The following is a 21,090-nucleotide window of genomic DNA, read 5'->3' as shown; positions in this document are numbered from 1 at the left end:
TTGCCCACATTATTAAGGAGGACACTCAGTCCTCTTTTTTCTTACTATTAGGGTTCTCCCTTTTAAAAATATCAATCAAGTCATCAATATCATCTTTAGTAGCATGATGTCTTACAAATGTTTTTGCGTTAGATCTATATCTGTTGATTTTAGTTTGTTCTGGGTTTCTTTCTTTATAATTTTTAGAGGCTCTACGCTGAGCCTCTGTAGTTTTTAAATCTGTCATTATCTATCAGCCTCTGCTGATTTTAAAAAGTCGCTCCACATAGCTTCTGGATCATCATAGCTATCATAGTCTAGGTTATACTCGTCTAAAGCTTTTTTATAAACTTCATAATCTATATCACTCCACATATCAGCGCTTTCTACTTCTTCTACGAACTCCTTTACTGTTAGATAGTCATAGTCGTCTAAATTTATACCGTTATATGCTACTGTTAATTGACCGTCTTCTTTGTTTCTTAGTACTTCTAATTGTTTTGTCATTTTAAATCTCCTTTAAATGTTTTTCTTTATCTTTCTTAATTATATTATAACACGGGGGTTATATATTGTCAAGTGTTTTTGACTTTTTTTATGCTAATTTTAAATTATTTTCTAGAGCGATTACTGCTTGTTGTACATCATCATCTTTTGCTTGTGTGCAGTGTAGTTTGCCAGTTGTTAAGTCGATGTACGCTCTTTCTACTATACTAGCCATTCTGCTTCCTTTTGCGTTTGAAACTTTTTCTCCGTTAAGTTTTGCTAGTGATATGTTACCTGTGTTGTATCTACTTACTTCTAGACCTGCAAGTTTAAGACCAGCGTTGTTTAAGTAAAGTCTGTCATAACCTGCTTTTTCCCATCTTTTAGCTCCCATAGCTATAAGATCTTCTACTGTGTATCTTACTTCTTTAACTTCTGCCCATGCCATTTTTAAAGCTTCTGCTATATACTCGCTTGCTTTGCCACCAAAGTTTGCTACTGCTTCTTTTGCTATTGCCCATGCTCTTGTCATAATGTTTTTTAAATTTGTCATTGTTTATCTCCTTTAATGTTTCTCTGTATCTTATACTTATATTATATCACACGGGGGTTATATGTCAAGTCTTTTTTTAAAGTTTTTTTTAAAATTATTGATTTTTTATTAATATGTTCTACAAGTATTGAAAACAACCCAATCATTCATATTTTGAGATATAAGCGATTTAAAATATCTAGCTATACATTTATATGACTAATATCTATATAAAAACACAAAAAAAGAGCCAACCGTACTGGTCAGCTCTAGGATATTGCCTTTATTATATTCTAAACCATTTCTACTTCTTTTTTCAAGAGGATAAATTTTTATATACTCAATTTATATAAAATAAATTGATTTAGTGATGTATTTTCAGCCTCTGCTTGTTCCGCTAAGTGTTTGTGTAAACTTTTTGGTATCCTAGCTAAAATTCTACCAGAGTATTCTTCATCAATAGGTTCTGGAATTTCTTCTCCATCTTCAATCCTATCTTCAATAGCCATTTCTAAAACTTCATATATATTTTCATATAATTCTTCTATTGTATCGCCTACTGTCTTTACATCATATAACTCTTCTACTCTACCAGCATAATAATGACCTGTTTCATCATTCATTTCTTTAGTTACTATTGTATATGGTAGAGATAAGTAATATTTTAAGTCTTTATTAGTGCCTTGCATATTATATATAAATGGGGTGTTAATAGCGTGTAGATAAGTCTATGACTCATCTACAACATCTAATATTTCATCAACCAAATACTTTTTAATCGGATTTTTTGAGATTACCAAAGTAAACCATCTTCCATCACTTTTTCTTTTAAAACGTTTGTGTGATCCTCTTGGTGTTCTAGGTTCAAAACCCAATTCTAATAAGACCTTTTCAGCATCATCAGGACTTATCGAGTTTGGTTGACGTCTCATCTTATCGATGATTTTAACAACTTTATTTCCCATTTATACCTCCTTTCAATTATTATGATACTATATATGATATCATATGTCAAGAAAGTTATAAAAAAAGAACAGCTCGGGCAAGCTGTTCTAGTATAAATGGGATATCGTTGTTTATATAAATACTACTATATATGATATCATATGTCAAGACTTGTATCCACAAAAAAGGGGCAACCTATAAAGGTTACCCCAATTCTTGCCCTGACAGATAGTTCTGTCGTTCCCGTACTCACGGAAGGACTTTTCCGCTTTCCGACTAGTCCTATATATTATACCACAAAAATAGCGGCCATAAAGACCGCTGTTTTGCAATGCGCTCTCGCGACATCATCAAATAAAAAAAATAAACACTATCTATATTTATTTTTTGTATTATATTTTCTCTTATATTATACCACAAAAAAGAGGGCTAGCATAATTGCCAGCCCCCAGAGTTAAACATTTACTATATCTTACTACTAATTTTTTTGTTTTCTAACCTCTGCCTCAACTACATCTGTAAGGTAGGAGTCAAGATCATCATATGTTTTTGATAAAACATCTTTACTTGCATCATCTAAGTTTCTTTTTATTTCCGCTTTTGCTTTATCCAAAACTTCTTTTTGAGCTTTTTTGTCAAAGTTAAGCTCTGGAGAGTTTTTTAAAGGGTCTACTATAGTTTGATTAAGACTGCCTACTATGGTCTCTGCTAAGTCTAGTAGTTGAAGTGTTGCGTTACGCAAAAGTTCGTTGTCTATAAGTTGTGCCTTAGCCTTACCCTCTTTGATACCTTGTATAGCTAAAGCTACGACTGCAGCCGATAAAATTACTATCACAAAAATTATAAAACTATCTCTCATTATATATCCTCCTAAAAAGTTACCCATGCTCTTGCGTTGCCACTTGTACGTCTATAAGCTACATATCTACGCTTACCAGAGTTATTACCTATATAGGATATCCATCTATAACCGTCTGCCTCGTATACGCTATCATAGTTAATTCTTGCTCCCATAGGATAGGTTGCTACTATAGCCGAGTTAGTGCTTGCATCTGCTCTTACATGACAAGCTGTTTGTGTTATACAATGCCACTTTTCGTTTTTAATAAATTTTTTGCCTGATGCTTTTTGTGGTGCTGGTGCTTTTGCTGGTGCTATATCTAACTTTTGCCCACCATATCTAGGTCTAAAATACCTTTCATTCCAGCTTCTTTTCCTATCCAAAAAATATCCTATATATGAATTATTGTCGTTATAGGATATCCCATTGTTAGAGTAGTTAGAGTGGACTATCCCATCTTTTTTATAAAACATGCCTGTGTGTCCCTTAGCTCCAGCGGATCTGCCCTCTCCACCTCTTATAAAGATATCTCCAGGTTTTACGTCTTTATAGCTATATATCTCATCTAGATACTTGCCTTTTAGCTTAAAGAGTGTCTCTGTGTTACCTATGGGCATATCTTGTGGTATTGCTCCACCTGCTTTTAGTGCGTAATACACCGCAGATGAGCAGTCATAGCCTGGGTTGCCATATCTTTGCTTCATGCTATAGTGATAGCCTTTACTTCTGTGGTGTCTGTCCATCCAGTCTAGTGCTTCTTTTACTCCCATAATTGCCTCCTTTGGGGTACTAAAAAAGGACTAGCTTATGCTAATCCCTAATTATTTTTTAGACCTGATATACTCATCAAGTCCGCTCTTTACTTTTTCTAGATCTGCCTTTGTGGCTAGGTCCTTGGTACTATGCTTAACCTCATCTAGCATAGTCGCTATACTTACCAGCTGACTATCTACGCAGTCAAACCTATCATCGGTAAGCTCTATATGTTTTATAAAGTTTTTGTTATGCTCTTCTATAGCGGCAGTATTACTATCTATACTGTCGCTGTAGCTTTTGAGTTCTATCGACTGGCTTTCTAAAATTTTTGATTGTGTTTGCGTAGTCTTTTTAAGCTCTTCGGTCATGCTTAGGTAAGCTTTTCTTGTTGCTTTTTCAGCTTCCAACTTATCTTTTTCGGCTTCTAGCATTAATTCGTCGTGCTTAGCTCTCTGTTGACGCTCGTATTTTTTATCCTCTCGCTCGTCATCAAACTTTTTATCTAGTTGTTTTAGATAATTATAGCAGTAAAGACAAGCAAGTCCCACGACTATTATAGTGATACCAATGGCTACACCGTAGTCTGCTATTATTTGCGTTGGGTTCAATTTTTCACCTCCTTAAATTTCTATTTTGCAACTGCCTCCCATCCTTGTGCGTAGTCTGTTGGAGAGTAAGCATTGTTATCTATCTTTGATCTATAAATTTTCCCATTAAATTTTACTTTATCCCCTTTTTTGTAAGTGTCGTGTGCACCTGTAGGCTGTTTAAAATCAGCTACTACTTCCGTTTCTGTTCCGTCTTCATTTTTTATTGCCAGGTTAAAGTATTGCTTGTATAGGGCATTAGTAGACTCTGGTTGCCAGTCATCTTGGCTTCTGTGGCTTTGTATTACCTCGTATACAACGCCATTTCTTTTTACTTTATCTCCTACAGAGTAGTTTCTATCGGCTACCCATTCTGGGTACTGATCTAAAATATTATCTTTTTGTTCTTCGCTTAAATCTTTAGATAAGATAAAAGTTTTAATTAGATTTTCGCTTGCTTCTTCTTGTGCTTTAACTCTTTCCTCTAGTTCTTCTACCGCTTTACTTGGGTTAAACTCTTTAAAAAGTGCATTAAATGCCTTGTCTTGTACTATATCATCATCTTCTTCTCTAAGGTCGCCTTTTAGGCTTACTACAAAATCTCTATATGGTTCAACTTGCATCAATCTAACATCTGTTTTATTTGTTCCGTTAAAATATTGTTTTTGTATTTTATACATAAATTTTCTCCTTATTGATTTATTAATTTCCACTGACTCATTTTTGTTAACCTTCCAGATTTTCTATACACTCCACCACTTTCTTGCATCTCCCATATAAGACTAAATTGGTCGGAATATTTAAGTACTCTTAAAAATCCCCAATTAGTGGGCTGATTTTCAATACTGTCAGGGTTTACAAAATAAAATCCAGGTTTTAGCTTTTGATAAGTATCTGGTGTGTCTGGTAATGTTTCTTTTCCGTAAACATCAGTAAATCGTCTAACTTTATACATACTAGAGTTAAAGTAATCATCTAATTGATCAACTTTCTTTTTATCGGCGTTAGAATAATTATTATCGCTTAAACCTTTACCAACTTCTTTATCAACCTTATTTTTAACTAGTAAATTATAAGGCGCCCATGTGTATTCTTCTGGGTTTATAGGCCCTTTTAAAGCCCACTCTACTGGTATAGAGTAACCTGTAGATTGTTGCCCTTTTTCGATTTTTAAAGATGGCTCTCTAGCATTACCATTCCCATTTTCTAGGTATATGATTACATAACCATCTATATTTGCTGTAAAAGTTTCTACTATTTTGTCTCCAATTTTAGTAGCTATTACGGTCTTATCTTCTTTGTTAACTCTATCAGCAAACAACCCGTTTTTTAGGGTATCTTGATATAGTCCAAATCTATTACTATTAGTTACAGTGTAAGATACTGTATATGTTTCTCCCTTTTTTATAGGAGCTAAAGCTGATGCGAAAACCCCCTCATGATATCTATAATTGGAATGATGAGAGTAGGCTAGTATTAAATTTTCTCCATCACCTTGCACTAATTTTCCCGTTATAGAATAGACCCCAATGTAATCTCTATTTGTGTCCGATTTAGTAAAATCTTTAGCCCCGTCACTAGAGTTAGCGTATGCAATATGAGTATAAGTTTTATCCTTTGAGTGATAATTATCTAGATTTTCAGATAATCCATCTTTAAAATTTTCAAGTATGGAATTACTTATGTCCTTGCTTTTATCATCTATATTTTTTATAGCGCTTGCTTCTTGTTTTTTAATTTGATTAAGGGATTCAACACTTTTGTTATCTACATACGTTGTAAACTCATTCTTTTTGCCAGTTATAGCTTTTATATTATTAGCTAAGCTAGCATTAGACTGTTTCTGTACGTCAGCCGTTATTTCTTCTATTGTTTTCTTGTATCCTTCAGCAGTTTCCTTGTCTGGTAAATTTTTAAACCCTTGAGTTACTCTTATGATTAAGTCTCGATCGCTCGGGAAAACATATCCTGCCACACTTATATCAAGCAAGTAGTCATCAACTGCAAGGTCTCCAGGCAAAGAAAAAGAGACTTCTGCACCCTTTACCTTGGTGCTAGTCTCCCAAAATTTACCCTCGTCTGTATATAAAGCTATTTGGGCAGTTTGACCATTTAAGTTTATTTCTTTGCCGTTTGCATCTTGGAGTATAAAAGCAAGTGTAGATGATTGATCTGCTTGTTTGATCTGCCTGCCGCCATGCGTTTGCTGCAGTCTTGTTGTATTTAACATATAACTCCTTCCTATAAATAAGTATTAAAAAAGAGCGTTTCAACACCCTTGATTAATTATTTATTATTTTATGTTATCTTCCTCCATTTGATTATTATCTTTTTTATACTCTTCTAGTTTTATTTTAAGATCTTCATTTTCTTTTTGTAATTTTTTTACTTTATCTTCTAACAATATATTTGCGTGCGTTTTTTTTGCTAAATATTCTATATAAGCACCTATAATTTCATCATTTTCCATAATTCCTCCTATGCAAAGAATGTTGATTGTTTATTATAGTCTATAACAAAGGACAAACCCGAAGACTTTTGTGTAATCCATACTTGACTACCGCTACTAGGTGTTGAGATAGTTGCATTATCTTTTATATTTAAACCATTATTAAATAAAGGTTCCCCCGAAAAGTACCCATTAGTACCTAGCCTAATTCTGCCATTAAAGTCACTACTACCATTAAACTCAGCATAACTATTAAAATTTACAGATCTTTCAAAATCTGTAACTCCATAAAAATATGCTCTTTGATATGATTTAAAACTAGTATCTACGCTTACATGTTTAGCTTTTATCTGTAGTGTATCTAAGTTTGTAATATACCACGATCCCATTAACTCACTATCTGTTTGAGTCGCAGAAAAGTTAGTAAACCAATCATGCCTTAAAGGTTGTCCCAGAGATATCCATTCGCTGCTACTAGGAGGACCTTGTATGGTTACCTTTCCGCTACTCATAACTATTGATCCTATTACATCGCTATAGTCATAAAAGTATACACTACTTCCTTTAATTTCTACTCTTCTGCCATAACTGCTAGTTTTAAATGATCCCACAATATCAACATCTCCCGTTAAGTCTATATTTTTAGCATCAATTTTTACTTTTTCTGCCGATTGATTTATAGATGATATTACATCATTTTTACTGACCTTTGTAGATAACCCATTAGCTGTTTGCTCAGCCTTAGAATATGCGCTATCAGCTTTACTTTGAGCTTTTTTTGTATCTGATTTTACAGTATTAACTTCATTCCTTACTGCACTCACTTCTGATGTTATGGCTGTAGTAGTTTGTTCTCTCGTAGAATAATTTTCTTCTATATATTTTTTTGTATTTTTCTCAGATTGCCCAATTTCCTTTATAACCGATCCTACTTTATCGGATATAAGCTCGTTGGTTTGAGTTCTAGTGGAGTAATTTGTCTCCACATATTTTTTAACATCAGACATTTTATTGTTTAAATCTTCGCTATTTGTGTAGTTGTCGGCCACATACTTTTTAAGGCTATTATCGTTATCATTAACATACTTCTTTATGCTGGTTTCCGTATCATTTATCTGAGTTTTTACTGTACTTATTCTATCCTCAATTAAATTATCTGTTTGCGTCCTCGATGAATAATTTTCTTCTACATATTTTTTAAGCCCTGCAGTCTTTTTATTCACATCATCTATAGTAGAGTAATTATCTTCAACATATCGTTTTAAATTAGACTCACTATCAACTATTTTTGTATTTAAAGACATTACTTTATCTTGTATTAGATTGTCAGTCTGCTTTCTTGATGAGTAGTTTTCACTTACATACTGTTTAGTTTGTTCTTGACTATCGTCTACGTACTGCTTTAAGTCACTACTACTTCGTTGAGCTTCTCTCCTTATGGCTGATATTTCACTATTAACTTGTCCGTTAGCTATATCAAAGGATTGTTTGTAGCCTATTAGGTCGCCTTGTAAGGTAGATATCTGACTATCTAGAGCGCCAAACTTCTTGTCCATTCTTTCTTTTAGATTATCAAAGTTAACTTCTATGTTTTCATTATTGGCTTTCTCAAAATTAGTTAGATCTATTTTTATACCATCTAGCGTTTTATCTACTTCCAATTGTTTATCTACTATAGGCTTTGTTTGTCCTGTTTTAGGGTCTACATAAGTTGTTGTTTCAGATATCTTTTCATATATTCTCTTGTCAGTTTGTTCTCTCTCAGTTTTGTAAGTTTTAAAGCTATCATCTGTATATCTTTTTTGTGACTCTACAAAACCTCTTATAGTGTCTTCTGTAGTTTCAAACCTTACTCTGGTTTGCTCCCACATCTCAGTCGTTAACTCTATAACTTTTTCTTCAAATTCTTCTTCATCTTCAACTAGATCTATGGGTTTATTATTTAGAGTAATTTCTGTATCTAGTGGCTGATTTTCATATCTTTTTAATCGTAAAATCCTATAAAATTCTTGGACTTTTTTATCTTTATTAAGTAGATATACATAATCTCCTAATTTAAAATCTAAAAACTCAGTTTCTAGAGCTTTAGATAAGTCCTGCACTTTTATTTCTATAGTCTTATAAGGTTCGCTAAGTAAATCTAGCTTTTTTTGTGCTGCTTCTTTAAGGTTCTGGATATTGGTATATCTTTCATCTTTCCAGTAGTAGGTTATTGTCTTTGGACTATATGAGTTATTTTCCAGATATTTTTTACCGTCATTAACTTGATTAATCATCAAGCCGTTCATACCCTCAGGAATTATACGAGTAGCAAACTCAAAGGATTCTGTTTTAATATCTTTATCTGCAAGGTTTAGATTTTCTGCAAATCCTACTCCATTATTTTCAGCTATCTCATAACCTACATATAACTTCTTATTTTTATTATCATACCTAACTTCAACCTTATACTTCTTAATTACTTCATCTATAACTTCGCTGCTCATTTTATGGTCGGCTGTAATAGTCCTTTTTTGCTCTATATCATCAAGGATTACTATTTGCCAATCATTAGGCTTAATACCATTTAAAACATCGCTTATAGACTTATATGGGAAGTTTAAGCTTTCATGAAATATATACCAGTCACTTATATCCTGCTTACATTCTATCCTGTAGTTATTATAGTAAGGCTCTATATTTTTAATAACATATTTTTGATTTTCTGTTTCTGCTGTGTATTCGTTTTTAAAAAGATATATATATTTAGCTGGGATTTCAAAAGTTAAAATATCTAGTTTATTAATTTCTTGCTCTATCATTAAATCTTTGTAAGCTTCAAAGGGGAAGCTGTTATTATCTAAGTCATAAACTAACATATAACCCTCCCTTCAAATTCTATAAAACATTTAAAACTACCAGTCCCATATATTCTTATTTCTCTACTATCTTGGATATATGGAAAACTAAATAATTTTATATTATTAAAACCTCTAGGATCAGACAAGCCTTTTTCAGAGTCTATTACTATCCTATCTTTCAGTTCTTTAACCTCTATAGTCGACTCAAAGCCTGTAATTTTTATATCAGTTCCTTGTCCTTCTAGGATAATTCTTACAGGGGTATCAAGGTCGCCTTTATTAAAAAGCTCAGTTACATTATTTCGCTTAACTTCATACCTTTGTGTAGGTAAGCAAGCTATAGCAGAACCTCTATAGGTAACTACCGTAAAATAAAATCTTTTTTCAACCCCTGCTTCTGTAAATCTGCCTTTATAATAAACTTCTTCATCAAAGGTTATTGTGGCAAGTTCTAACATCTTGCTAACCTTTGCCCTATTATATCTTATCTCATCATCTAGACCACTAAATTCAATGCTAAACTCTATATCGCTAGCTTCTGATTTTAAGTCACTATAAAAAATATTACCTTTATCAGATATAAACTCATCACGAGTTAAGATAGTATTACTTATCTCAGGATAGGCTAAAACGTGAGCATTATATTCTGATATTTCATATTGTAATTTTTGCATCATAATTAATCTTTTCTACGCCTCCTATCCTTGCTTATTTCTCTACTTACTATAGGTGCTACTGCTCTACCTACTTCTTTGCCGTCAAGCTCTATAACTGTTGTTACATCGCCATTTTCTACCTTTACATTTAGGTTCTCATGATTACTACCATATCCGTAACCATGTATAGTAGTAAATGATACTGCTTCCATATCCTTGCTAATTTGATCCTGTACACTTGCCCTAGCATTATTTATAATTTTAGACATATCCTCTTGCAATGCTTTATCTTGAGCTTGTCTTATATCTCTAAGCTGTCTTACAGTTTCTATGTTATCTTTACTAATTTCTTCAATTGTATTTAAGGCTATTTTATTTAATTTAAGACCCGTTCTATCACTATTCCTTAAGTCTTTAATCATACTTAAATTATTACTAGATAGGTCTTCTATATTATCTAGATATCTATAGTAACTATCACTTTTAATATCATCATCATAGTCTTTAAGATACTTATATTGGAAAGTTTTTATTAACTCCATTTTATCAGCAAAATCAATGTTAGACTTACTAATATCTTCTAATTCTTTTAATTGTCTATTTGATAAGTCTCTGTTAGCTTCATCTACACCTTTAAGCTTATCAATCATTTTTAAGTTAGCATTACTTAAAGTTTTTATGCTGGATAGATGTACTAGTTCTTCACTATCATATGGAGTGTTATAAGTTTTATCTTTGCTAGCTTCTGCTTGCTGTTTTCTAGCTTTTTTTACTTCTTCAATTAATTCTAGATTAGTTTTATAATCTTTTATAAATTTATCTAGATCTTTATTATTGACATCTCTTTCAGACTCATCATATTTTCTTAACTTTGTGGCTAAGTCAATAAGTTCTGATGATGTTTTGCCCAGATAGTCTAGCTTAGCATCGCTAACTTTATCCCAATTTTTAATTCTTTCATTAAGATTAGGTGCATTAAATCCTGATGATTTTATTTTTTTACTTGTAGCCTTACTACCTGCCACTTCCATTCTAGATATTAAATTATTAACTTCATTGGTTAAATCTCTTATAAGGTTGGTAATTGTGTTAGATATTATATTAGCACTTTTAGTTAACTCATTTGTTAAAACTGTAGTTGTTTGATTAGTTAGTTGTCTTATAAGTTGTGTCGTTTGATTAGTAACATTAGTATTTGCACTAATCATATTGTTACCTATAGATTTGGTGGATTTAGTAGCTAGGTTATCTATTGTACTACTAGCATATCCTTCAAATTGAGCAGTAGATGAAGTTAACTTATTACCTACAGTAGTTGTAGCATGGTTTGTAAGGTCATCTATGCTATATAGAGCATGGTTAGTAACATAGTTTCCAGCTTCTGTAAATCCATTACCTACAGTTTGGGCTGTATATATTCCTGACTCTATAATAGAAGTAGTAAAAATATCACTTACTGCTTCAGATGTTTTACCTACCTTTTTAAGTGTATTTTTAGTGTTAGCATTAACTTCTACATTTACTGCATTACTAGCTTCATTACGAACGCTATTCATCATATTTTTGGCAGCATTAACCGCCTTGTTAGACATAGCATCTATACCTTCTGCCATACCAGCTGGGAGCATTTTACCTACTTCGTCTCTCCATACTCTAGACGGAGAATGGATTGAAGCAGCCCTTTTTGCAGCACTTACGGCTCTATTCATTACACTTATAGCTGCGTTTATTACACCACTAGAACCTGAGTTGATACCTCCACGAAGACCAGCCATTAGGTTATATCCGGCACTTTGGAATTGTCCTCTATAACCATTTACTGATGATACCATTCGGCTACCCATACTTCTTATAGCACTAACTGAGTTATTAGCACCTGATTTTATAGAGCTTGTGAATTGGCTCATCATTTGTCTACCACTAGAAGTAACCTGATTAGAAGTATTTTTTGCCGCGCTAGTGATTTGAGAAGACATTCGTTTGAAATCTTGATTGATTTTATTTGTCCCCGTTTTTACTGCTTGGGACATTTTGTTCATCATATCGGTTGATGACTGTTGAGCTTGGCTACCCATTTTCTTAACTTCACTATTGACCTTGCTACTCATTTGCGATACTGCCTGAGTAACTTGGCTACTACCCTTATTTACTGAGTTTGATATTTTACTCATCATTTGGCTAGCAGTTTGTGAAGATTGATTAGAGGTTTTGTTTAAACTGCTATTAATCTGATTGCCCATATTGTTTATAGAATTAATAACATTGCCTTTTTGTTGCCCTAATCCTTGGGCGTAGGCTGACATTGATTTGTCTCCTGCACCTCTAAATTTTTCTGACTGATTATTTAGCCCAGTATAGGTTGAGTTACCTACATTTTTACTAGCAGTTTCTACTCCAGTTTTAGAAGAAGTTATACCACTAGCAAAATCCGAACCGACCTTTCGTCCTTTGGCTTGCGCCTGTGTTTCCTTGGTAAATGCTTGTTCGGCGGTTTGCATGACACCTTGAGCTTCGGTTTCTACTTTACCTTTGGATTCACCAATACCAGTAGCATATTTTTCCCCTGTTTTTCTACCTTCTCTTTGTGTAGGATCTCCCCTAAAAAAGTCCATAATAGAGAATGGTTTAGCAAAGGCATTATCGTATGCTCCGCTAACTGTACCCTCTGACTCGCTAACACCTGATGCAAATGAACTGGCGTTATCTCGACCTGCTTGACTCATTATCTCGCTAGCTCTAGCTTTTTCTAAACCTGCGTCAATTAGTGCTTGATAAGCTGAGTCTACATTAAATTTTCCCTCACCCGTACCTTGGGCAAATCCTTGGGCATTCATTAATCCCATATTTTGTAAGGTTTCAACTGCATTTAAAGGCTCTAATCCAGAGTCGATTAGGGATTGATATATACCTTTAATACTCTCAAGTCCAGCAGCTGACCCTTGTCCAAAGGCGTCAACGTTTAATTGCCCTTTTTGGTACATTTGGTCTATAACTTCAAGCTCAGTAAAGCCAGCCTCAATCATACGATTAAATGTATCTTGTAATCCTTGACCGCCTGCTTCAGCACCTTGTACGAAATTATCACTATTACTTCGACCAATTTCATATAGTTCTTCAACTGCTTCTAATGGTGTTTTCCCATTGTCTATCAGCTCTTGCATTTTTTCTCTATATGTCTGGCCACCTTCTTCAGTTCCATTTATAAAGGAGTCCATGTTGATACCAGCAATTTCAAAAAATTGCTCGGCTGCGTCCATCTCGCTTAATCCCTCAGACATTAACGCTGCATAAGCTTCTTTTGCACTGCCTGTGGACTCTAATATACCTTGGGCATATTCTTGTACTGATACCGAACCTTCTTGTCTTAATATAGCCTTTGCATCAGATTCACTTACACCGTTATTTATTAACTCTCTATAAGCTTCTGATACTGAGGATTGACCCCACCTTAAACCTTCAATGACACCGTCGACCATAGTTTGACCTGTCTCATTGGTAGATGATGGATCAATGCTATTATTTATTTCATTAGGCAATTGTCCAGCTTCTTCGACCGCTTCGCCTTTTTTGCTGTTCCAACCATCTTTAATGCCTTGGATAAATCCGCTACCTGTCTCTTTTAGCTTTTCTCCAGCACTTTTTAATTTGCTACCTAAGGTATTTATTAAGCCGTTGGCTTGTATATCGGATACTGTATCTTTTACACTATCCCAACCATCGCTAATCTTACCTACTAGACCTTTACCTACATCAACTAGCTTATTAGCGCCATTAGATATAGTGCCTGCTATCTTACCTACTATCTCACCAGCACTATGAGTAAGCTTTGGTACATTTATATCAAAGCCTTTAATAATAGCTCCTATTAAAAGTCCACCTGCTGCTACCAAGCCTACTGGGTTAGATAGTACGCCTGCAATTAGAGGTACTATTTTACCTGCTATTGATGATATAAAGCCAAAACCTTTAGAAAAGCCACCGCTAATAAAGGACACTAGTTTAGACCCTGCACCACCCAAAGCTCCTGAACCTGCAGAAGTTATTGTATTTCCAATGGTTGTTACTAAGCTTTTAGCTGGTGCTAATAATCTATCTTTGCCTTTAAGTACTGAGGATGCTAGATGCATAACTGTATTAGATCCAGCATCTACTATAGGTTCAGATACTTTTTTAATTCCGTCAGCTAAATGACCTATAAGCTTACCACCGGCTGATTTTAATTCTGACCCTTTACTATTAAATGTTTTAGTTAGTTTTCCAACTATACCGCCAGCTTCACTAGTAATTAAAGAGTGGTTTCCAGATAAGCCTGTAGCTATAGATTTAAGTAAGTTTTTACCTATACTCGCTCCATTAAATAGTAAAAATGCAGCGGTTAATGCTTTTAATATTGCTGGTACTGCTTGAGCTACTACCTCAGGATTATCCTTTAAACCTTTGGCAATACCCTTAACTATATCAGCACCTATCTTAATCATTTTAGGTAAAGCTTTTACAAAGCTATCTGCTAATCTACCTATGATTTCTAAGGCTCTAGGGGCTATAGTATCAGCATTATCAGCTAAGCCTTGACCTATCTTAAGGACTAGCTCTCCTCCTACCTCTAAGAGTTTAGCTCCAGTCTGTAATAGACCCATAGATAAGCTTATAATTATTTGTACTGCACTATCTGCAACCCTATCAGAGTTACTTTGTATACCATCTAAAAAAGACAGGATTATATTTGTCCCTGTCTCTATCATTCTTGGCGCATAATTAGCTATAGCTACAACGCCATCAGCCATCATATTACCTAATACTGTAGGTAAAGCTCCTATATCCTCTTGCACCGTTTTATTAAGTATATCTAGTTGTTTGGTAACATTTTGTACTACCGCCCTCATAGGTTTATCTAGGTTTTCATAAAGCGATATACCCAGACCCTCTAGGGCTGACATCATGATTGTAAAGTCCCCTTTAAGGTTGTCATTCATGACCTTAGCCATAGCTTCGGCAGCACCTGTACTATTATTTATTGAGTCTCTTAACTTGTTAAAATCTTCATCACTAGCATTAATTACCGCTAGCATACCAGCCATTGCCTGCTTACCAAAAAGAGCGCTAGCTGCTTGAGCTTGTTGCTCCTCTGATAACCCAGAAAAGCTATCTCTTAGTTGTAGTAGTACATCATTAAACGGTAGCATATTACCTTCGTTGTCGGTAACAGTTATACCTAATTGATCCATGTACTCTTCTACTTCTTTAGTGGGCTTAGCTAATCTTGTCATAGCTGACCTAAGTGTAGTACCAGCCATTGATGATTTTATCCCTGCATTAGCCATTAAGCCTAACGCAAGTGCTGTATCTTCTACAGTATATCCTAATGCACCTGCTACTGGTGCAGCGTATTTAAAGGACTCACCAAGCATACTAACATTTGTATTAGCACCAGATGATGTCGCCGCCAATACATCTACAAATCTACCAGTATCTTCAGCTTTTAATCCAAAAGCTGTTAATGAGTCTGTAACTATATCAGATACTAAACCTAGTTCTTCTCCAGATGCAGCCGCTAAATTCATAACTCCTGGTAAACCAGCTAACATCTGTTCACTATCCCAACCAGCCATAGCCATATACTTTAAGGCTTCTGCTGATTGAGTAGCACTAAATTTAGTAGTAGCACCCATTTCTTTTGCTTTATCTCTTAAAGCTTCTAGATCTTTACCACTAGCACCTGATATAGCCTGTACCTCACTCATACCTGCATCAAAACTAGCGCCTGCTTTTAAACTATAAGCACCAAAGGCAGTAAGTCCTGCACCCATAGCTTTTGTACTAGCTACTACTGCATTTTTTGTGAGGCTTGCAACCCCTGATATGCCTTGTCCTGCTGCTTTTGCTTTGCCTGCTAAACCCTTTACTCCGCTATCAAATCCTGAGGTGTCGACTTTAGTATCAAATACTAACTTTCCGTCACTTGCCATTTATCCACCTCGCTTCCTATAATTAGTCCTTCATGCTTTTAAACATGGACCTAGCAAAGCTTAATTCTTTTTCTTCTTCGCTCCTTATATCTGGCAAAGCATATATCTTTTTCATTTGTTGGTAATGTTTCTTTTCTTCTTTACTCATTTTTGAAGATATAGTCATAGATCTATAACTCATAATCTTTGCAAACTGAGTATCTTCAGATAAGGAGTTAAATAAAGCTTTAAACTGCCACCAATGCATATTATCTTTAAATAAATCAATATTATAACATTGCAAAAATGCAGAGTATATATAATGCCAATCATAAGTATAAGAGTAGATAATCTTAGATTTTTTGCTTACTACTTTATCATCATCTTTAGGTTCTACTTCTGGCTTATCTTTATATTCACCCATAGTAAAAAACCAAAGTATTTGATTAAATGCAGTTTCTAAGTCGATTTCATCTAAAACACCTATACCATCTTCAAAGCATATCTGTAATACCTCAATCATCATCTCTTCATCTAATAGCTCATCATTTAGCATTAATTCTTCATATCTTATCCAGTTTCTGTAGTCTGTTTTAAAGATTAATTGATAGTCATATATCTTTGTACTGCTTGGAAGCCCATTAGTGAGATAATTTATTTTTGTCTTCATTTAACAATCTTTGGACTTCTTCAAGTGTAAAAGTTTTATCATTTGGTGTATTTATATATGGTTTTAATGTTTGTGCTGGTGCTTGTACAGATGCTTGTGCATTTTGTCCTAAATTAGGGTTAGCCTTTGGAAGTGTTTGGTATTCTTCAGCTAATTCCTTGTTAGCTTTTTCTACTTCTTCTATGATATAAAACCCAATATCAAGTAGATCAGTTAGCAATAGTTCCTCATTTTCAAATACCTTTTCTTTGATTTCTGACATCGCTCCTTGACCCATAATCTCATCATAAGCCTTAACTAAAAATGCTTTTTCTTCGCTATCAGTCATTTCTTTATCTTCCACACTTTCCCCTAAGGTTACTAACTTATCAGCAAGTGCTTGATTATGTTCCACTTCGTAAACTAATGTTTGTTCATCTGCTGTTACAAATTCTAAATTAATAGTCTTTCTTGCTTTTCTTCTAAATGCCATGCTATATCTCCTTTAATGTTTATATTTACGTTTGCTTTATACTATTTTGTCAAAATTAATTAAATAAAAAAACGAGGAAGATTATATCCACCCCGTTTATCCTATTTTAACTTATATTTATCATTTAGCTTCGGTTAGTTGACCCCGTTGTTGTACCTGCAGGTTTGCCCTCTGTAAACTTAATTGTTAACCATTCAGATTCGCCCTCTCCAAGTTCTGCGTATCCTTTAATTACTGGACCATTAGCTTTAAATGTTCCAGAGTATTGATAAGCATCTGTACCGTCAGCTTCTGTATCTGGCACAATTGTATAATTTCTTTTTCTGCAAGCAAACTTGCCTTTTTGGATTTCATTAGCAAAATCCACTACATAAATATTATTTGTCGCTTTATCTGCTAGTAATTCATCATCAAAGACTTCTTTGATTCTTTCGTGCACTGGGTTATCCGTATATCTATCTAGTGTAAAGTCTGATGTTGATGTTACACCAGTAGTGGCTGTCCTTTCAGCTTTTTCATCTACATATTTTCTTGAGTACTCTTCTGTATCTTTAGAGCTTGGTAAATCTGTGAAGCCTTTCATTCTGTAGATTGTATTATCTACTTCCATAAAAGATACTACATCAGCTCTAAGCACTAAGCCCCTAAATTCTTTTAAAGATTGTATATTTTTTTCCATTAAATCATTACCTCCATATATCTTAAACTCATTTGTATTTGATAAACGGCTGTATCAGCACTAGAGCTAGATACATAGCCATTACTAAGTATTTCTATCTTTATAGGATGTCTATTTCCTTCTATTTTTGGATAATTTTTATTTTTATTTTGTAAATAAACCCATTCAATTAATTTATCAAAAAACGCACTGTTTTCTAGCTGGGTTACTAAATCCCCACTCATTTCAGTGCGTGTTGTAAATATAAAATTAAATTGTTTAAGTTCATCTCCATCTACATATTTCTTTATTAATTGGTTGCTAGGCTCAGAATAAATCCCGTACTCTATAGGGTCATCTCCTAGGAAATCTACATTAAGCCTGGCTTCATCTTCTAAATAAGGGCATTCTAAAAAATAGTCCCTTATACTTTCAATTATTGCTTTCATTTTGCTTTAGCTCCTGCTAGTTTTGCTGCTCCCTGTAAGATTGATGACCTATTAGAATTTTTCATTCTTTCAAACCATTTATTGCCCCTAGTGGGTGCGCCTTGAAAGTTTGCTGGCTCATAGTACCAACGCTTAGCGTAAGGTGTTTGTTGGACTATCCTACCACTACCTATAGTAGTTCCTGTAGTGGCTGCTCCTTTTAGAGTACCTACATCCTTAGGTGTAAGAGGGTCCATAAGTCTGATACACTCAGAATCTATATGCCTTTGTACTTTTCCACCCTCTTTTAAATCTCTTTTACTGATTACCTCAGCTGGGTTATACTCTAAATCCTTAAAAAATATCATCACTTGCCCCCTACTACTGTGTGTCTCATATGAGGACTCCCAAAATCAAACACATCACTAGACGTCACTACATACGCTTCATAAAATTCCTTAAATTGTTTAAGAGTGTTTAGCTCCTTTATTGATTCTTGTTTTGGATTTCTTATGATTATATCCTCTACCCCTATTTCCCTTAATACCTCAGGTATATAAATTGTCACTAAGTCTATATCGCTTCTTTCTCGATTACTCAAATTTACATTTATGCCTTTGGTTTCTTCAAAGTGCGCTGGATAAGTGCCTAAAACCTTATAAGTGTTTTGTCTATCAATGACTTGCATTTTTAGTATTGTTACATAGGTATTAGTGAGCATAATGCCCCCTATACATCAACCCCGTATGTCCTAACTGCTCTTTTATTATCCTATCTATCCATTTATTTATCTTAGCTTCTCTTTCATCATCAGACATCGTGTACTTGCTATCTACTACATACTCAACCTTTTGTGTACCTATGCTTTCAGACTTAATTGCACGTGGTTTATCTTCCCTATCCTCATCAGATAGCTTTAATAATCCCTTATGTTCTAACTCTAAAAGTACACTCAGTACAATCTCATTAAAATAGTATATATGCTCTTTATTCTTATAATTAAATCGGTTAAAAGTACGGTAGTTCACCTTACGTTTTATCAGTCTAACAATATAATTAAATTCGCTTTCGCTTATCCCTGGATTAAAGCCCTCTTTAATAAATTCATCATAGGTTATCATAAAAACCTACCTTTATTTTCTATTCTTGTGGTTTTGAACCTGCTCCTGCATCTTCTACTCTTACATCTTCAGCGTTTACTGTCACACTTCCACCTGTTAAATCTGCTATTCCTGTAATTACTCTAGCTATTGGAATTTGATTTAGTGGTATTGATTTGCCGTTAGGGTCTGCCACTACTTCCCAGTTCTTACCAGTAGCTAGCTCTTTATCTGTTGGGCTTAGGCTTGCCATAGATGCTTCTGTAAAGCTAATACCTCTTGGAGCAAAGCACCATCTATCCCTAGTATATAGTGTATCTTCTCCACCATTTCTAGCTGGGTCTCTATCTGTTTCATAAGGCACTTTAGCACCCGCTTCTGTATACTCAAATGCTCCTTTACCTAGTATATAAGATGTATATTTGCCATCTACAACTGGTAATGAGTCATCAATGATGATAGGTCTACCATTTAAATTAGCTAAAGCCATAGGTCTTTCAATACCCCTAGCATCTGTAAATCTTGCATATTGTACTAGCTGTAAGTTTTCTAATTGTGTTGCTACAGCTGAGTTCATAATAGCCGCTGCAAAGTTACCTTTTTTAGATCCAAATGCTTTTTGTAGTGAGTTATTAAGTGTTACTTGACCAAAGGTAGCGTCTTCGTAAGTATGCTCATCTACAAACTTTTTATTATTGCCTGTAGTCATCTTAAAGATACCTTCAAGGATAGCTAGTAATGAGTCTTGTTTTAAATCTGCCCACCAATCAAGGATTTGATTAGCTACTGATTGCATAGGGTCATGACCGCCTGTAATATCAAAAGCAAAGTCTTTTTCAGTCCAACCGTGAGCTCTACCAATTACAACTCTTTTTTGATACATTGTTGTTGTAGTATCTGTTGTTATATCTGTTTGCCCGTCGTAGTTATTAGCATCACCAGTTAAAAGACCGCTAATAGGTGTTACAATGATGTTTCCGCCTACTTGTTCTTGCATTCTAAGTTTTAGGTCTGGTCTTTCTACAATGGCTTCTGAATTTAGTAATTCATTAGTTCTCTCTTTCTCAATTTGGTTTACATACTTTTCAAACACCGCTGGATTAAAGTATGTTTTATCAAATAAACCTACATTTTTATTTTCCATTTTTACCTCCTATAAAAGTCCTTTCTTGCTGGCTTCAAGCATTTCAAGGTAGGTCATTTCTGATAAATCTTTTTTATTATCAATTCCATTACCTTTACTAATTGATTCTTTGCTTTCCTCGCCCTTGAATAGGTAGTTATCAGACTCTTTTAACCCCTCAATTTGACTAGCTAAATCGGCATCTAAGTTTCTAGATTCTTTCAAAGCATCATAGTCAAGTAAGGCTCTTGTAGCTTTAGCATTTCTAGCTCCAGCCTTTAACAAACCTAAGTCTATAGCATGGTTTAGATTAATATCTTGTATTTCTTTTTGTCTTTTAGATTCTGACTCCTCGTATTTGCTTTGATATTCATCAGCTCTTTTTTTGATTGAGTCTATATCTAAATCCTTAAAGGCTTTTATCTCATCATTTGCTATTCCTATTTGGTTTTTTAATGCTTCATTCTCTTTTTGTTGAGCCTCCAAAGCTTGTTGGGTTTGATTAGCTTTTTCTACTTCTAATCCTCTAAGCTTAAAAACACCCTCTACTTGTTCATCTGATAAACCTAATTCTTTTAGTTCCTCTGTCTTCATTGATTACTCCTTACTTAAGCTTTTTAAGT

At 34.2% G+C, this 21,090-nt stretch carries 23 protein-coding genes; all 23 read right to left on the bottom strand.

Features of this window, described 5'->3' with window-relative positions:
* Positions 1 to 25: 25 nt before the first annotated feature.
* Entirely contained in the window at positions 26 to 226 is a 201-nt protein-coding gene (locus tag ABXG81_RS03535) for a hypothetical protein (protein ID WP_353529158.1), read from the bottom strand.
* Positions 226 to 486, bottom strand: coding sequence for a hypothetical protein (locus tag ABXG81_RS03530; RefSeq protein WP_353529157.1), 261 nt, complete (start codon positions 484 to 486; stop codon positions 226 to 228). Before ABXG81_RS03530 ends, ABXG81_RS03535 begins: the two co-directional genes overlap by 1 nt.
* Positions 487 to 574: 88 nt before the next feature.
* Positions 575 to 1,018, bottom strand: a complete 444-nt coding sequence (locus tag ABXG81_RS03525; RefSeq protein WP_353529156.1) for a hypothetical protein — start codon at positions 1,016 to 1,018, stop codon at positions 575 to 577.
* Positions 1,019 to 1,329: 311 nt separating this feature from the next.
* Entirely contained in the window at positions 1,330 to 1,686 is a 357-nt protein-coding gene (locus tag ABXG81_RS03520) for a toxin-antitoxin system HicB family antitoxin (RefSeq protein ID WP_353529155.1), read from the bottom strand.
* Positions 1,687 to 1,725: 39 nt separating this feature from the next.
* Positions 1,726 to 1,962 carry a type II toxin-antitoxin system HicA family toxin gene (locus ABXG81_RS03515; protein ID WP_353529154.1) on the bottom strand — a complete coding sequence of 79 codons (237 nt, stop codon included), beginning with the start codon at positions 1,960 to 1,962 and terminating at the stop codon, positions 1,726 to 1,728.
* 458 nt (positions 1,963 to 2,420) lie between these two features.
* Positions 2,421 to 2,801 carry a hypothetical protein gene (locus ABXG81_RS03510; protein ID WP_353529153.1) on the bottom strand — a complete coding sequence of 127 codons (381 nt, stop codon included), beginning with the start codon at positions 2,799 to 2,801 and terminating at the stop codon, positions 2,421 to 2,423.
* Positions 2,802 to 2,812: 11 nt separating this feature from the next.
* Positions 2,813 to 3,553 carry a peptidoglycan amidohydrolase family protein gene (locus ABXG81_RS03505; protein WP_353529152.1) on the bottom strand — a complete coding sequence of 247 codons (741 nt, stop codon included), beginning with the start codon at positions 3,551 to 3,553 and terminating at the stop codon, positions 2,813 to 2,815.
* 51 nt (positions 3,554 to 3,604) lie between these two features.
* A complete protein-coding gene (locus tag ABXG81_RS03500; RefSeq protein ID WP_353529151.1) occupies positions 3,605 to 4,147 on the bottom strand; it encodes a hypothetical protein in 543 nt (180 codons plus the stop codon).
* A gap of 20 nt (positions 4,148 to 4,167) precedes the next feature.
* Positions 4,168 to 4,806 (bottom strand): carbohydrate-binding protein, encoded by a 639-nt coding sequence (locus ABXG81_RS03495; RefSeq protein ID WP_353529150.1) that lies wholly within the window; start codon positions 4,804 to 4,806, stop codon positions 4,168 to 4,170.
* Positions 4,807 to 4,817: 11 nt separating this feature from the next.
* Complete coding sequence (locus ABXG81_RS03490) at positions 4,818 to 6,356, bottom strand: hypothetical protein (RefSeq protein ID WP_353529149.1); 1,539 nt, start codon at positions 6,354 to 6,356, stop codon at positions 4,818 to 4,820.
* A gap of 63 nt (positions 6,357 to 6,419) precedes the next feature.
* Positions 6,420 to 6,596 carry a hypothetical protein gene (locus ABXG81_RS03485; protein WP_353529148.1) on the bottom strand — a complete coding sequence of 59 codons (177 nt, stop codon included), beginning with the start codon at positions 6,594 to 6,596 and terminating at the stop codon, positions 6,420 to 6,422.
* Between the two features lie 8 nt (positions 6,597 to 6,604).
* The gene (locus ABXG81_RS03480) at positions 6,605 to 9,433 is read right to left on the bottom strand and encodes a phage tail protein (protein ID WP_353529147.1); all 2,829 of its coding nucleotides are present in this window, start codon (positions 9,431 to 9,433) and stop codon (positions 6,605 to 6,607) included.
* Complete coding sequence (locus ABXG81_RS03475) at positions 9,427 to 10,092, bottom strand: hypothetical protein (RefSeq protein WP_353529146.1); 666 nt, start codon at positions 10,090 to 10,092, stop codon at positions 9,427 to 9,429. The genes ABXG81_RS03480 and ABXG81_RS03475 overlap by 7 nt, the downstream gene beginning before the upstream one ends.
* A gap of 2 nt (positions 10,093 to 10,094) precedes the next feature.
* The gene (locus ABXG81_RS03470) at positions 10,095 to 16,037 is read right to left on the bottom strand and encodes a phage tail tape measure protein (protein WP_353529145.1); all 5,943 of its coding nucleotides are present in this window, start codon (positions 16,035 to 16,037) and stop codon (positions 10,095 to 10,097) included.
* A 22-nt stretch (positions 16,038 to 16,059) separates the two neighbouring features.
* Positions 16,060 to 16,686: a Gp15 family bacteriophage protein gene (locus ABXG81_RS03465; RefSeq protein WP_353529144.1), complete on the bottom strand. Its 627-nt coding sequence runs from the start codon at positions 16,684 to 16,686 to the stop codon at positions 16,060 to 16,062.
* Positions 16,658 to 17,158, bottom strand: coding sequence for a hypothetical protein (locus ABXG81_RS03460; protein ID WP_353529143.1), 501 nt, complete (start codon positions 17,156 to 17,158; stop codon positions 16,658 to 16,660). Before ABXG81_RS03460 ends, ABXG81_RS03465 begins: the two co-directional genes overlap by 29 nt.
* A 124-nt stretch (positions 17,159 to 17,282) precedes the next feature.
* Complete coding sequence (locus ABXG81_RS03455; protein ID WP_353529142.1) at positions 17,283 to 17,837, bottom strand: hypothetical protein; 555 nt, start codon at positions 17,835 to 17,837, stop codon at positions 17,283 to 17,285.
* Entirely contained in the window at positions 17,837 to 18,265 is a 429-nt protein-coding gene (locus ABXG81_RS03450) for a hypothetical protein (RefSeq protein ID WP_353529141.1), read from the bottom strand. The genes ABXG81_RS03455 and ABXG81_RS03450 overlap by 1 nt, the downstream gene beginning before the upstream one ends.
* Positions 18,262 to 18,612 (bottom strand): hypothetical protein, encoded by a 351-nt coding sequence (locus ABXG81_RS03445; protein WP_353529140.1) that lies wholly within the window; start codon positions 18,610 to 18,612, stop codon positions 18,262 to 18,264. Before ABXG81_RS03445 ends, ABXG81_RS03450 begins: the two co-directional genes overlap by 4 nt.
* A complete protein-coding gene (locus ABXG81_RS03440; protein WP_353529139.1) occupies positions 18,612 to 18,965 on the bottom strand; it encodes a hypothetical protein in 354 nt (117 codons plus the stop codon). Before ABXG81_RS03440 ends, ABXG81_RS03445 begins: the two co-directional genes overlap by 1 nt.
* A complete protein-coding gene (locus tag ABXG81_RS03435) occupies positions 18,955 to 19,365 on the bottom strand; it encodes a hypothetical protein (protein ID WP_353529138.1) in 411 nt (136 codons plus the stop codon). Before ABXG81_RS03435 ends, ABXG81_RS03440 begins: the two co-directional genes overlap by 11 nt.
* 19 nt (positions 19,366 to 19,384) lie before the next feature.
* Entirely contained in the window at positions 19,385 to 20,488 is a 1,104-nt protein-coding gene (locus tag ABXG81_RS03430) for a major capsid protein (protein WP_353529137.1), read from the bottom strand.
* 9 nt (positions 20,489 to 20,497) lie between these two features.
* Complete coding sequence (locus ABXG81_RS03425) at positions 20,498 to 21,061, bottom strand: phage scaffolding protein (protein ID WP_353529136.1); 564 nt, start codon at positions 21,059 to 21,061, stop codon at positions 20,498 to 20,500.
* Between the last annotated feature and the right edge of the window lie 29 nt (positions 21,062 to 21,090).

Source organism: Anaerococcus nagyae (assembly GCF_040364225.1).
Lineage (GTDB): Bacteria > Bacillota > Clostridia > Tissierellales > Peptoniphilaceae > Anaerococcus > Anaerococcus nagyae.
The sequence above is the reverse complement of the archived record's forward strand: the minus strand, read 5'-3'. Positions and strand labels throughout refer to the sequence as shown.